Origin of the sequence: Marinobacter oulmenensis, from assembly GCF_014201735.1 — a bacterium.
Taxonomy (GTDB): domain Bacteria; phylum Pseudomonadota; class Gammaproteobacteria; order Pseudomonadales; family Oleiphilaceae; genus Marinobacter; species Marinobacter oulmenensis.
On the sequence record NZ_JACHFE010000008.1, the window covers coordinates 125764 to 137372 of the forward strand.

The following is an 11609-nucleotide window of genomic DNA, read 5'->3' on the forward strand; positions in this document are numbered from 1 at the left end:
AGTTCAGGTGTCTGTGCCGTAGCCCCAGCGATTGATGACGGCGCGCAACTGATCCCGGTTATAGGGTTTGGTGATGTAGTCATTCATTCCGGATGCCAGACACTGTTCCCGGTCTCCGTCCATGGCGTTGCCGGTCACGGCGATAACCGGCAGCCCGGAAAGCTCCGGATTGCTGCGTATGGCCCGGGTCGCCCTGTGCCCATCCATAACCGGCATCTGGCAGTCCATCAGAACCAGGTCATAGTGGCCGCGGGTGAGGGCGGTCAGTGCGCGCGCTCCGTTCTCTGCCACCTGGACCCGGTGCCCCAGTTTTTTCAGCATGCTGCTGGCCACCAGTTGATTGACGTGGTTGTCTTCCACCAGAAGTATTTCCAGCGAGCGCTCCGGTGCTGTCCCGGAAGACGGTTTGGAAACCGAAGCGTCTGTGTCAGGGGGAGGGGCAATATCGCGGTTGGTGACTGTCAGAGGCAGGGTCACCGTGAACCGGGTGCCGGCGCCTTCTTCACTTTCCACATGAATGGTCCCATGCATCCTTTCCACCAACTGACGACAGAGCGTCAACCCGAGCCCGGTGCCACCATAAAGCCGGGTGGTTTCCCGATCCGCCTGTGAAAATGGTGAGAATATCCGGCCCAGCCCCTCCCTGGACATGCCGACACCGGTATCGATGACATCCACCTGCAGGGCGTTGCCGGTCCAGACCGATTTCAGGCGGACGGACCCGGTATTGGTGAACTTGATGGCGTTGCTCAGCAGGTTGTTGAGAATCTGGCGGGTGCGGGTCGGGTCACCAGAACATAGCTCCGGCAGGTTGTCGGAGGTGTCATCAATCAGCTCTATGCGTTTGTCCCTGGCCTGCTGGGCATGCAGTGCCAGACACTCCTGGAGCAGAGCGCGGGGGCTGAAAGGAATGTTTTCCAGTCCGAGCTTTCCGGCTTCCACCTTGGAGATATCGAGGATGTCATTAAGCAGCCCGAGCAGGCTCTGGCCGGCATTGAGGGCAATGGCCAGGTTGTTGCGCTGACCACGGTCCTTGCTGTTCTCAACCGCGATTGAAAGCATGCCCAGCAGGCCGTTCAGCGGCGTGCGGATTTCATGACTCATGCTGGCCAGAAAATCCGCCCGGGCCCTGGCCTTGGCGACGGCATCCTCCTTGGCCCGGCTCAGTGCTTCGTTGCTCAGTTGCAGCTCCCCGTTTTTCTCGGAAATCTGACGGGTACGGTCGGCAACTTCCCGCTCCAGTTGGCTGGAGTAGTTTTTCATGGCGCTCTCGGCGGTCCTCAGCCTCGCCACGCTGTTCTCCATGTTTTCCAGGTGCTGGTTGACGATGCCGACCATGGTGCCGATTTCATCCTGGCGATGGTTGGAGGGAATCGGCAGCCGGACCTTTTCCGGTGAGCTGGCCTGGGCCTGACTGAGGGCATTGATGACTTTCATCATCGGCCGGGTCAGTACAAAATAGAAAATACCGAGCAGTGCGGCTGACAGGGCCAGGCTTTTCAACAGCCCGATCGCCAGCGTGTTTCCGGCCCGCTCAAGAAAGCGGGTGCCGTAGTGGTAGGTGTCGATGGTGAGCTGTAGCCGGCCCAGGGCAAAGTCTTCCAGCTGGGGGACGCTCAGGTCGGTGCTGAATACCCGGGTGGGGCCGAACAGGGCATCGCTGATCCAGCGATAGTCGGAATCCGGCCCCTCCTGGCTGGCGGAGCTCATGGCCTGTCCATCGCTGTCCAGAATACGCGCGTCAATGGTTGCAGGGTGCTCCAGCAGGCCGTCCAGCAACTCCCGGGCAAGGCGAACATTGATGTTATAGGCGATCTGGGAAGCGGGGCTCTGGCTTATTTCGAGAAGGGCATGAACATCCCGCTCCATGGCGTCGCGGGCCGTGAAGTAATCCAGTGTGATCTGCACCAGGTTGAGCAGCAGGCCAAGGACCATGGCCACCAGAACGGTGTCGCGGGTCAGCCGCCAGGATAGCTTTTGCCGGAAACGGTCAAACATGGGGATGCGCGGGGAGAATGCCGGTGACCTTCATGACCCTGTACCGTCAGTTGTCGTAGTCGGCCTTCTTCTTCCAGGCTTCGTCTTCCTGCAGGAAATTGTCCCACTGCCGATCCAGTTTGGAATCCTCTTCCTGCTTGATCTCGCCTTCCGCAGCCATTTCCTCCAGTTCCTTGATGCGGGTGCGGAAGCTCTTGACCGCTTTCATGGCCAGAGGGTTGTCGCGGGATTTGCCCATCTCGGTGCTGGCCATATGGTAGGCGTGGATGGCTTTGCGGATCTGGTTCTGGCGGATGTGCTCGCGAGCCTGAAAGACGTAGAGATCCGCGTGGGTCTTGTGGACCAGAAACAGGATGTACTTGAGCTGCTTTTTGGCAGTCGCTGAATCAATGCGCCCGGCCTTGTGCATGGATTCCACGGTTTTGAACAGGTTCTGCAGCAACTGTTTGACGTGGTTCGCCTTGTCCGGTGCGTCGATTTTTACGGGGGGGCGATGGTCGTTATCGTCCAGCACCTGCTTTTTGACCTGGGCGGTGGATTCCAGCCAGCGCTTCACGGGCTGGTCCGACTTCAGAGACATCAGCGAGTGACAGGCGTCTTCCATGCGTTTGAGCAACAGCAGTTTGAGGTCCCGCGTCAGGTACTGGCCCGGAATCTCCGACAGCATGCGGGCGGCGGTGTTATAGCTGTCCTCAAGGGCGGTAATTTTACGGACCCTTTCGATGCGGGCTTTTTCGCGCATCTGGCTGATAAAGATGATCATCAGGGAGACAGCGACAATTGCCGCCAGCAGCAGCACAATGGTGATCGGTTCCATGGTGTTGTTTTAGGCTCCGCTTCCAGTGGACGGGACTGACCCGTCAAAAATCCTGACAACTCTGACTAGGGTTTCGGCAGACTAACAGATTTTTCCAGCAGCGTCCGTTTCCCAGTGTAAGCATCATAATAGCTCATTTGTTTCGTGAATTTTAAAATTTTGATACATTCATTCAATCAATAATGCAGTTGCATCTCCGGCAATCACCATCTGGAGTTATCCATGGACATTTCCCGCGTTGACCTGAACCTGCTGGTCTACCTCGACGTGCTGCTGCGGGAGCGCAACGTGACCAAGGCCGCCAATCATCTGGGGATCACCCAGCCGGCCATGAGTAACGGGTTGCGGCGGTTGCGTACCCTTTTCGGCGATCCCCTGCTGGTCCGTACCAGTGAAGGCATGACTGCCACCGAAAGGGCACGGGAGTTGCAGCCGCTGGTGCGGGGCATTCTGTCCGACATCGACCAGGCGGTTCAGGAGAAAACCCCGTTCTCGGCGGGCGAGAGTCAGCGGGTGTTCCGTATCATGGCCAGTGACTATGCCGAATCCTGCCTGATGCCCCGTGTGCTCCGGCGCCTGCGCCAGGAGGCGCCGGGCATCACCCTGGATGTGCTGACCCCCAGTGATGTCAGCTTCCTGGACGTTGAGCAGGGGCGCCTGGACATGGCGATCAACCGTTTTGACAAGATTCCCCAGTCGTTCCACCAGAAAACCCTGTGGACCGAGTATTTTGCCTGCCTGATGAATTCGAGGAACCCCATTCTGCGGGAGCCGTTCACGCTGGAAACCTATCTGGCGGCCAGTCATATCTGGGTCAGCAAGACCGGCTTCGGAGTGGGTGTCGGGGTCAACCCCAAGGATGTCCAGCGTCTGGGGTGGGTGGATGAGGCTCTGGGCCGCATGGGACGCAAGCGGCAGATTTCCGTATTCACCCGGCATTATCAGGTGGCCATGCTGCTGGCCGAGCAGCACGATTTGATCGCCACTCTGCCGTCCCGGGCCGCCTGGCTGCAGAAAGATAACCCGAACCTGGTGGTCAAGGTGCCACCGTTCGAGATTCCCCCCTTCGAACTGAAAATGGCCTGGAGTCCGTTGCTGCAGCACAACACGGATCACCAGTGGCTGCGTAAACTGATTGTGGAAGTGGCAGAGGAAGTGGACGAGGAGTTCGCGCCATTCGGGGCCCGGTTCGAGTCACCACAGACCTTTCAGGGCCGGCACTCAGAGCGGTAATTCACGCAGCTCCAGTGACGGTCGGCCTGCGTCCCACATCCTCTGGAAAGCTTCTTCCAGCAGCCTGACCCGCCCGGCGCCGTCGAACCGGGCGAAACCGTCCGGTTTGCCGAAATCATGCCGGTAGAGCACGCCCTGGCGATCCACCAGTACGAAGGGTTGATCCCCGGTGGGGTAATCCGGGTTGACCAGTTTCAGCTCGATCCGGCTGGGCAGCCGGCGCATCAGCTCAACCAGTTGGTGGCGTTTTTTGACCAGCGGGCGATCATCGTGAATCAGCAACCGGACCTCGCTGAGCCGGTGTTGGCGGGCGAGGGCAGAGATCAGTTCGCGGAACCGGTAGCGGTCATAGAGCGTGTGCTCCAGTAACCGGTCATAAAGCCACAGGCGCTGACCGGCCTGTCCCGCCAGCGAATCCAGTAATGCCACCAGTTCCCGCTCGTGACTGAACAGCCAGCTCTGGCTATCGGTGCCGAGAATCATCGGTGCCGGCTGGTCTTCCCCGGCCTGCGCAACAAGCTCGGGCGCCAGCAGGCGCATATCCAGATGAGGGATGCCGGCATCCTCGTAAACATCGGAGCAGATGTGGAAACCACAGCGCTGGTAGAAGCCGGTGGCGTATTGCTGGGCCGACAGGTGGAGCTCCTGGTAGCGCCCGGCGGACTCCTTCACCAGGTGGCGGAGCAGGGCCTCGCCGACGCCCTTGCCTCTGGCTTCGGGCAGGACCGCCATGCGGCCGATATGGCCGGTTTCCTCCAGGGTGGAAAACAGCCGCGCTGTCGCCACCGGGCGGTTGCTGGCGTCCACGGCCAGGTAGTGATCAGCGATTTCGTCGGTGGCATCCCATTCCAGATCCTCCGGCACCTTCTGTTCGTCAATGAACACCCGCTGGCGGATATCGCGAACCGCAGAGGGGGCCAGTTGCCAGCTGTATTTCCGGAAGCTCAGGTCCATGGTTCACTCGAAGTACACAGAGCCCTGATTGTAGAGCGTGGTCAGTAGCCCGAGTAGCGCTTCGTCACCGGCAAATTCTGCCAGGGCCTGCATGTCAATGCGGGCGCCGGCGCAGAGCAGCGGTGCCAGCGGACGCGCGTCGCCTTTGAGCAGGTACTGCTCACCGTCGACAAACAGGGCTGTTTCACCGTCAAACTCGTGGTAGGCGAAACGCGAGCCCTCATTCCAGCGCAGCGGTTCCAGGGCGCGGATGGCTTCGGCCAGCTCCGTCCGGTCGGCCGGTTCCTCCGGCGGCACCACGATATCCAGGCTTTTCGGCGCCGTGCTGTACTGGCCGAACCAGAGCGCGAGTCTGCGCCGGTCGTCCAGCTGTTCGCGGATCACGCTGTCGAGCCGGTCTATGACCTCAGAGCCGATGATGCCCGGGTTGTCCTGCGGTTTCAGGTCCGGATCGCCGAGGTACTCGGCGGCCTTGTCCTGGTTGCAGAGGAAGTCGGTAAAGCCGGTCAGCAGGTCGTCGATGGTGGGCACCCGGAAGCCTACGGACAGGGTGATGCAGTCATCTTCGGCCACGCCGTAGTGGCCAACACCGGGCGGCAGGTAGAGCATGTCACCGGGTTCCAGGACCACGGTTTCCTCGCCGTCCCAGCTGCTCAGGATACGCAGGGGCGTGCCTTCCACCCGGGGGGAGGTGTGGTCACAGTGGCCACCGAAAGTCCAGCGCCTGTGGCCCTGGGCCTGCAGCAGAAAGACGTCGTACATGTCGTAATGGGGGCCAACGCTGCCGCCTTCCGGCGCGTAGCTGGCCATGATGTCGTCCAGGCGCCAGTTGGGGATGAACCGGAAGTGCTCCAGCAGTTCTGCGATGTCCGGCACCCAGTGATCCAGACCCTGGACCAGCAGGGTCCAGTTTTTCTCCGGCATTTCACTGAAGCGTTCGGGAGTGAACGGGCCGTTGTGCAACTGCCAGGGTTTGCCGGCGTCGTTTTCCAGGACGATGCGGGATTCCACCGCCTCTTCACAGGCCAGACCGGCCAGCTCGTCTGCGCTGACCGGGCACTGGAAGCCCGGAAATGCCTGGCGGATGACCAGTGGCTTCTTCTGCCAGTAGTCCCGCAGAAATTCTGAGGCGCTGATGCCGCCAAGCATGTCCATGGTATGGCTCCCGTCTTAAATGTTGCGCGCCTGCTCGATGGCGTCGCCGATGTAGTTGTCCGGGGTCAGGTTGCGAAGCTCTGCCTTGGCCTGTTCCGGGATGTCGAGATTTTCCACGAAATTCTTGATGACTTCGGGGGTCATGGCCTTGCCCCGGGTCAACTCCTTGAGTTTCTCGTAGGGTTTCTCGATGTTGTAGCGACGCATGACGGTCTGGATAGGTTCGGCCAGAACTTCCCAGGCATGGTTCAGGTCTTCGTTGAGCCGTGCCGGATTGATTTCCAGCTTGCCCAGCCCCTTGAGCGTGGATTCGTAGGCGATCAGGCTGTGGCTGAAGCCGACGCCCAGGTTGCGCAGCACCGTGGAGTCGGTCAGGTCACGCTGCCAGCGGGAAATCGGCAGTTTGGCTGCCAGGTGGTCCAGCACAGCGTTGGCGATGCCCAGGTTGCCTTCCGAGTTCTCGAAATCGATCGGATTGACCTTGTGGGGCATGGTGGAGGAGCCCACTTCACCGGCAATGGTCTTCTGCTTGAAATAGCCCAGGGAAATGTAGCCCCAGATATCCCGGTCCAGATCGATCAGGATGGTGTTGAAGCGGGCGACCGCGTTGTAGAGCTCGGCGATGTAGTCGTGCGGTTCGATCTGCGTGGTGTACGGGTTCCAGTCCAGGCCCAGGCTTTCGATGAACTCTTCGGCGTTGGCAGCCCAGTCGACCTTGGGATAGGCGGACAGGTGTGCGTTGTAGTTGCCGACGGCGCCGTTGATCTTGCCCAGAATCTCCACTTCGCGGATCTGCATCAACTGCCGGCGCAGGCGATAGACCACGTTGGCCAGCTCCTTGCCCACGGTGGTCGGCGAGGCGGTCTGGCCGTGGGTGCGGGACAGCATGGGCTGTTCGGCGTGCTCCCGGGCCAGTTCGGTGAGCCTGTCGATGATGCTCTCCATGCCCGGCAGCAGGCCGTGGTCCAGGCCTTCACGCAGCATCAGTCCGTGGGACAGGTTGTTGATGTCTTCGGATGTGCAGGCGAAGTGGACAAACTCGGTCACCGCGTGCAGTTCGGGCACGTCAGCGATTTTTTCCTTGATGAAATACTCAACCGCCTTGACGTCGTGGTTGGTGGTTCGTTCGATGTCCTTGATGCGCTGGGCGTCTTCCAGACTGAAGTCGGCGACCAGGTGGTTCAGATAATCCCTGGCTTCGTCGGAGAAGGCGGGAACCTCCGGGATGTCCGGATGATCCGCCAGTTTCTGCAGCCAGCGGATTTCGACGGTTACCCGGTTACGGATCAGGCCGTATTCACTGAAAATGCTGCGGAATACGCTGACTTTGCTGCCGTAGCGTCCATCGACCGGGGAAATGGCGGTCAGGGCGGTGAGTTCCATCGAAAACCTCTCAGTTCATCAAAGATTGGGATGACAAAAGTTGAAGACGCGTATGATACACCAGCGGCCGGGGGGAATCAGCGCAGCAGATCCCGGGCATGCTGAATGACTTTCCTGCGTGAGAATATGAGCTGCCAGCGGTGCCCGCCGCTCTGGCGCCAGAGTACCGCGGAGCGGATTCCGGCCAGCAGCAGGGCCCGGACCTTTTCGGCGTTTTCCTGGCGCTGGAGGATGTCCGGATTGCCGCTGACCTGGATGCGAAGACGGAAGGTGCTGATGGTATCCGTGTAAATGGAGGCCAGGTTGCCCACCAGGTTGGGGTGAGTATAGCCGAAATGGGCGGCGGTATGGCGCGCCTGGTCAATCCGGTTGGCGATGACGTCGAGCATGTCGCTGCGGCGTTTGAGCTTGGATTCCAGGTGGATCAGGTTGAGCACATAGCGCAGGACTTCCACGTCCTGGGAGCGCGACTGCTGCGCCAGCACGGTCGACAGCGCCTGCAGGCCTTCCTGGATATCGTGCAGGTCACCCCCATAGACGTCCAGAGTTGAAGCCGGATCGGTGGCAAACAGGGAGCGCAGGCAGGTTTCCAGTGCGGCGTCATCACAACTGCCCCGGTGGGCAATCTGCTGTACCAGTGCCGCAGCCTGGAAAACACCGGCCAGGGCCAGGGTCTGGTCATGCAGCGAGCGACTCATGCGGTCTTCTCCGTGGCCGTCGGCCGGGCCCGTTCCGGGAGCGCTTCTCCGTCGCGCCAGGTCTGTTCGATCACACCGCCGCCCAGGCACACCTCGTCCTGATAGAACACCACGGACTGGCCGGGTGTGACGGCGCGCTGGGCGTCATCAAAGACCACTTCCAGGCCGCCGTCGATCACTCGCACCTGGCAATCCTGGTCGGGCTGGCGGTACCGGGTTTTGGCCTTGCAGCGGAAGCTCTCGGCCGGTGGTTCGCCAGCGACCCAGTCCACGGGGCCGGAAACCAGGCCACGGGAGAAGAGCAGGGGGTGATGCTTGCCCTGAACGGCGATCAGCACGTTCCGGGTCAGATCCTTTTCCGCCACGTACCAGGGCTCATCGCCAAACTCACTCAGGCCCCCGATGCCCAGGCCCTGGCGTTGCCCGATGGTGTGGTACATCAGCCCCTGGTGGCGGCCGATTACCTGGCCTTCCGGTGTTTCAATATCACCGGGCTGGGCTGGCAGGTACTGTTTCAGGAAATCCCGGAATTTGCGCTCGCCAATGAAGCAGATGCCTGTGGAGTCCTTTTTGTCATGGGTGACAAAGCCCTGCGCTTCGGCGATGCGGCGGACTTCGGGTTTCTCCAGTTCGCCCACGGGGAACAGGGTGCGGGCAATGCGCTCTCCGGAAACCGCGTGCAGGAAATAGCTCTGGTCCTTGTTCGGGTCGAGCCCCTTGAGCAATTGCGCCCGGCCATCGGCCAGCGGGCGCTGGCGGGCATAGTGACCGGTGGCGATGTAATCAGCGCCCAGAGTAACGGCGTAGTCCAGAAATGCCCGGAATTTGACTTCCTTGTTGCACAGGATGTCCGGGTTCGGGGTCCGGCCAGCGCTGTACTCGGCCAGGAAATGTTCAAAAACCCGGTCCCAGTATTCGTCCGCGAAACTGGCGGTATGCAGTTTGATACCAATGGCATCGGCCACGGCCTGGGCATCGGCGAGGTCATCCATGGCCGTGCAGTATTCGGTGCCGTCGTCCTCGTCCCAGTTCTTCATGAACAGGCCTTCCACCTGGTAGCCCTGGTCCTTCAGAAGCCAGGCGGCAACGGAGGAATCGACACCGCCGGACATGCCGACGATGACCCGGGTACTGCTGTTTGTGCTGGTGTCAGGAATATCGTTCATGGGTCTTTGGCTGCGGTACAGGAAAAACCGCCATTCTACCAGTTCATGCCCGGTGCGTCTGCGTGTCGACCACCACATCCAGGGGGAATTTGCGCCCTTTTCGGTAATCCTCAATGCAGCCGAGTACCATCGGGCTGCGCAGCCGGTCGCCCAGTTGCCGGATTTCCTCGATAGTCAGCCAGTGCGCCGCGATGATGCCCGTATCCAGCTCGCTGGTGACCCGTTCAATGGCGCGCGCCGCATAGCAGAAGCGGTGGTAGGTCACGCCGTTGGCGGGCGCCTTGTAGGTGTACATGCCCAGAAAATACAGCGGCTCGATGCGCCAGCCGGTTTCCTCCAGGGTTTCGCGATGAACGGCGTCCAGAACGGCTTCGTTTTCCTCAATGTGGCCGGCCGGCTGGTTGAAGACGACCTGGCCGTCGCTGATTTCCTCCACCAGCAGGTAGCGATCCTGATCGTCCTGAACAATGACAGCAACGGTGGCGTGTGGTTTCCAGGTCATTTCCGGCGTGGTCTCCGTGTGGGTGATCTTCGGCGTTTGGGTGCCTCTGCGCGGGGCAGATGGATGGTCTCAGAGCGGTGATCCCCGGGGCGCAGCCCGGCCAGGGTCCAGTCGCCGATGCGATAGCGTATGAGCCGAAGGGTAGGGAAACCGACCGCGGCTGTCATTCTCCGGACCTGCCGGTTCCGGCCTTCGGTCAGGGTGATTTCCAGCCAGCTTGTGGGTATGGCTTCCCGGTGACGGACTGGCGGTGTTCTGGGCCAGAGATCTGCCGGTTCCGGGATCCGGCGAACGGTTGCCGGTCGGGTCAGGCCGTCCCGGATCCGGACCCCGTCGCACAGGGCTTTGACGGCGTCCTCATCGATATCGCCTTCCACCTGCACCCAGTAGGTTTTTGGCATTTTCCGTTCCGGCGAGGCAATCCGGTGCTGGAGCGCTCCATTGCCGGTCAGCAGCAGCAAGCCTTCGGAATCATAGTCAAGCCGGCCGGCGGGATAGACATCGGGCGTCCGGATGTAATCGGCCAGTGTCGCCCGGGGTTCGCCCTCACGGTCGTCCGTAAACTGGCATAACACCTGGAACGGTTTGTTGAAAAGAATCAGATCGGCCATCCGGGCATTCCTGACTGGGAGAAACAGCTGACAGGACACTACTCGATTCAGGCGAAGGAAAAAAGCACGCAGGGCTCTATGCCGGTAAACCGCAAACCGGCGGCAGTAGGATTTGGCCGCCCGGGAACTCCGGGCGGGTCAGCATACCGGGTCAGGCTTGTGCGCTTTGGGGCTTGTGATGCTGGCCGCTGTCATTGGCGGATGCCCGCTGGGGCATGGGCTCGGGCACGATATTGACCGCGTGCACGCCCCGGTCACTCGGCTTCTTGTCAAACGTGACACTCTGTCCGGCTTTCAGGGTTTTGTAGCCGTCCATCTGAACCGATGAAAAATGGGCAAACAGGTCATCACTGCAGCCATCCTCGATAATGAAGCCGTATCCCTTGGCATTGTTGAACCATTTGACCTTACCTCTGGACATTTTGAACTCCCCTGTTCTCGTGCTGTCATACTGCTGGAGGCTCCTGCAGGCAGTCCCGCAGGGTAGAGGGCGGTTGTGTTCTCGCCTGCAATTTACATTGTTTTACAATGTTGGGTAAATGTTGACCAGTTGGGCGCCAGAGTCAAGCCCGTAAAGTATGTGTGGTTCGGGGTAGGGGTGAACCGGTATCATTGCAACGGACATATTAAGCGTTTGTCGCACCGGGGTGCGCTTGAAAACCCGGTGTCGGGCATCCACATTTATTCAGTGAACCGAGAGACCGGTAATCGGAACCATGCGGAAAATCGAAAATTCTCTACTAGTATTCAATCAGGGGGATGAAGATCAGCCCGAGCGTCATGACGGGGTCAGTGTCGCGCCTGAGAAACCCGCCCTGAAGCGCCCGGCACGGTATCGGGTCGTGTTGTTGAATGACGATTACACACCGATGGATTTCGTGGTAGAGGTACTGATGAAGTTCTTCGGGATGAACGAAGAAAAGGCGACGCAGGTGATGCTGCTCGTCCATACGCAGGGAAAAGCCGTATGCGGGACATATTCCCGGGATATCGCGGAAACAAAGGCAGCACAGGTGAATCAGTATTCCTCGGAATGCGAACATCCGCTCCTTTGCGAGATTGAACGTGCGGACTGACAGACGTTGGGGTGGC

The 11609-nt window shown here is 60.2% G+C and carries 12 protein-coding genes; 2 read left to right on the forward strand and 10 right to left on the reverse strand.

What is annotated here, in order from left to right:
• Nucleotides 1-3: 3 nt before the first annotated feature.
• Nucleotides 4-1998: an ATP-binding protein gene (locus HNR38_RS14640; protein WP_183705632.1), complete on the reverse strand. Its 1995-nt coding sequence runs from the start codon at nucleotides 1996-1998 to the stop codon at nucleotides 4-6.
• Between the two features lie 46 nt (nucleotides 1999-2044).
• Nucleotides 2045-2815, reverse strand: a complete 771-nt coding sequence (locus HNR38_RS14645) for a hypothetical protein (protein ID WP_183705634.1) — start codon at nucleotides 2813-2815, stop codon at nucleotides 2045-2047.
• A gap of 222 nt (nucleotides 2816-3037) precedes the next feature.
• On the opposite strand from HNR38_RS14645, the gene HNR38_RS14650 reads away from it, so the two are divergent.
• Nucleotides 3038-4048, forward strand: coding sequence for a LysR family transcriptional regulator (locus HNR38_RS14650; RefSeq protein ID WP_183705636.1), 1011 nt, complete (start codon nucleotides 3038-3040; stop codon nucleotides 4046-4048).
• Here HNR38_RS14650 and HNR38_RS14655 read toward each other — a convergent pair.
• The 8 genes from HNR38_RS14655 to HNR38_RS14690 all read right to left on the reverse strand — a co-directional run bounded on the left by HNR38_RS14655 (nucleotide 4037) and on the right by HNR38_RS14690 (nucleotide 10938).
• Nucleotides 4037-5002, reverse strand: a complete 966-nt coding sequence (locus HNR38_RS14655; protein ID WP_183705638.1) for a GNAT family N-acetyltransferase — start codon at nucleotides 5000-5002, stop codon at nucleotides 4037-4039. The two genes, HNR38_RS14650 and HNR38_RS14655, sit on opposite strands and share 12 nt — an antisense overlap.
• A 3-nt stretch (nucleotides 5003-5005) precedes the next feature.
• Entirely contained in the window at nucleotides 5006-6157 is a 1152-nt protein-coding gene (locus tag HNR38_RS14660) for a cupin domain-containing protein (protein WP_183705640.1), read from the reverse strand.
• A 15-nt stretch (nucleotides 6158-6172) separates the two neighbouring features.
• Nucleotides 6173-7540 (reverse strand): adenylosuccinate lyase, encoded by a 1368-nt coding sequence (gene purB, locus HNR38_RS14665; RefSeq protein WP_183705642.1) that lies wholly within the window; start codon nucleotides 7538-7540, stop codon nucleotides 6173-6175.
• 77 nt (nucleotides 7541-7617) lie between these two features.
• The gene (gene hflD / locus HNR38_RS14670) at nucleotides 7618-8238 is read right to left on the reverse strand and encodes a high frequency lysogenization protein HflD (protein ID WP_183705644.1); all 621 of its coding nucleotides are present in this window, start codon (nucleotides 8236-8238) and stop codon (nucleotides 7618-7620) included.
• A complete protein-coding gene (gene mnmA, locus HNR38_RS14675) occupies nucleotides 8235-9404 on the reverse strand; it encodes a tRNA 2-thiouridine(34) synthase MnmA (RefSeq protein WP_183705646.1) in 1170 nt (389 codons plus the stop codon). The genes hflD and mnmA overlap by 4 nt, the downstream gene beginning before the upstream one ends.
• A 43-nt stretch (nucleotides 9405-9447) precedes the next feature.
• Nucleotides 9448-9906 carry an NUDIX hydrolase gene (locus HNR38_RS14680; RefSeq protein ID WP_183705648.1) on the reverse strand — a complete coding sequence of 153 codons (459 nt, stop codon included), beginning with the start codon at nucleotides 9904-9906 and terminating at the stop codon, nucleotides 9448-9450.
• The gene (locus HNR38_RS14685; protein ID WP_183705650.1) at nucleotides 9903-10517 is read right to left on the reverse strand and encodes a pseudouridine synthase; all 615 of its coding nucleotides are present in this window, start codon (nucleotides 10515-10517) and stop codon (nucleotides 9903-9905) included. Before HNR38_RS14685 ends, HNR38_RS14680 begins: the two co-directional genes overlap by 4 nt.
• A 151-nt stretch (nucleotides 10518-10668) precedes the next feature.
• The gene (locus HNR38_RS14690; protein WP_183705652.1) at nucleotides 10669-10938 is read right to left on the reverse strand and encodes a cold shock domain-containing protein; all 270 of its coding nucleotides are present in this window, start codon (nucleotides 10936-10938) and stop codon (nucleotides 10669-10671) included.
• A gap of 295 nt (nucleotides 10939-11233) precedes the next feature.
• On the opposite strand from HNR38_RS14690, the gene clpS reads away from it, so the two are divergent.
• Nucleotides 11234-11593 carry an ATP-dependent Clp protease adapter ClpS gene (gene clpS / locus HNR38_RS14695; RefSeq protein ID WP_183705654.1) on the forward strand — a complete coding sequence of 120 codons (360 nt, stop codon included), beginning with the start codon at nucleotides 11234-11236 and terminating at the stop codon, nucleotides 11591-11593.
• The last annotated feature ends 16 nt before the right edge of the window (nucleotides 11594-11609 follow it).

Excerpts from the sequence above, each read along its gene's own strand:
- HNR38_RS14655 (WP_183705638.1), bottom strand. The coding sequence starts at position 5,002 with ATGGACCTGAGCTTCCGGAAATACAGCTGGCAACTGGCCCCCTCTGCG.
- HNR38_RS14660 (WP_183705640.1), bottom strand. The coding sequence starts at position 6,157 with ATGGACATGCTTGGCGGCATCAGCGCCTCAGAATTTCTGCGGGACTAC.
- HNR38_RS14690 (WP_183705652.1), bottom strand. The coding sequence starts at position 10,938 with ATGTCCAGAGGTAAGGTCAAATGGTTCAACAATGCCAAGGGATACGGC.
- clpS (WP_183705654.1), top strand. The coding sequence starts at position 11,234 with ATGCGGAAAATCGAAAATTCTCTACTAGTATTCAATCAGGGGGATGAA.
- HNR38_RS14685 (WP_183705650.1), bottom strand. The coding sequence starts at position 10,517 with ATGGCCGATCTGATTCTTTTCAACAAACCGTTCCAGGTGTTATGCCAG.
- HNR38_RS14640 (WP_183705632.1), bottom strand. The coding sequence starts at position 1,998 with ATGTTTGACCGTTTCCGGCAAAAGCTATCCTGGCGGCTGACCCGCGAC.
- purB (WP_183705642.1), bottom strand. The coding sequence starts at position 7,540 with ATGGAACTCACCGCCCTGACCGCCATTTCCCCGGTCGATGGACGCTAC.
- HNR38_RS14645 (WP_183705634.1), bottom strand. The coding sequence starts at position 2,815 with ATGGAACCGATCACCATTGTGCTGCTGCTGGCGGCAATTGTCGCTGTC.
- HNR38_RS14680 (WP_183705648.1), bottom strand. The coding sequence starts at position 9,906 with ATGACCTGGAAACCACACGCCACCGTTGCTGTCATTGTTCAGGACGAT.
- HNR38_RS14650 (WP_183705636.1), top strand. The coding sequence starts at position 3,038 with ATGGACATTTCCCGCGTTGACCTGAACCTGCTGGTCTACCTCGACGTG.
- hflD (WP_183705644.1), bottom strand. The coding sequence starts at position 8,238 with ATGAGTCGCTCGCTGCATGACCAGACCCTGGCCCTGGCCGGTGTTTTC.
- mnmA (WP_183705646.1), bottom strand. The coding sequence starts at position 9,404 with ATGAACGATATTCCTGACACCAGCACAAACAGCAGTACCCGGGTCATC.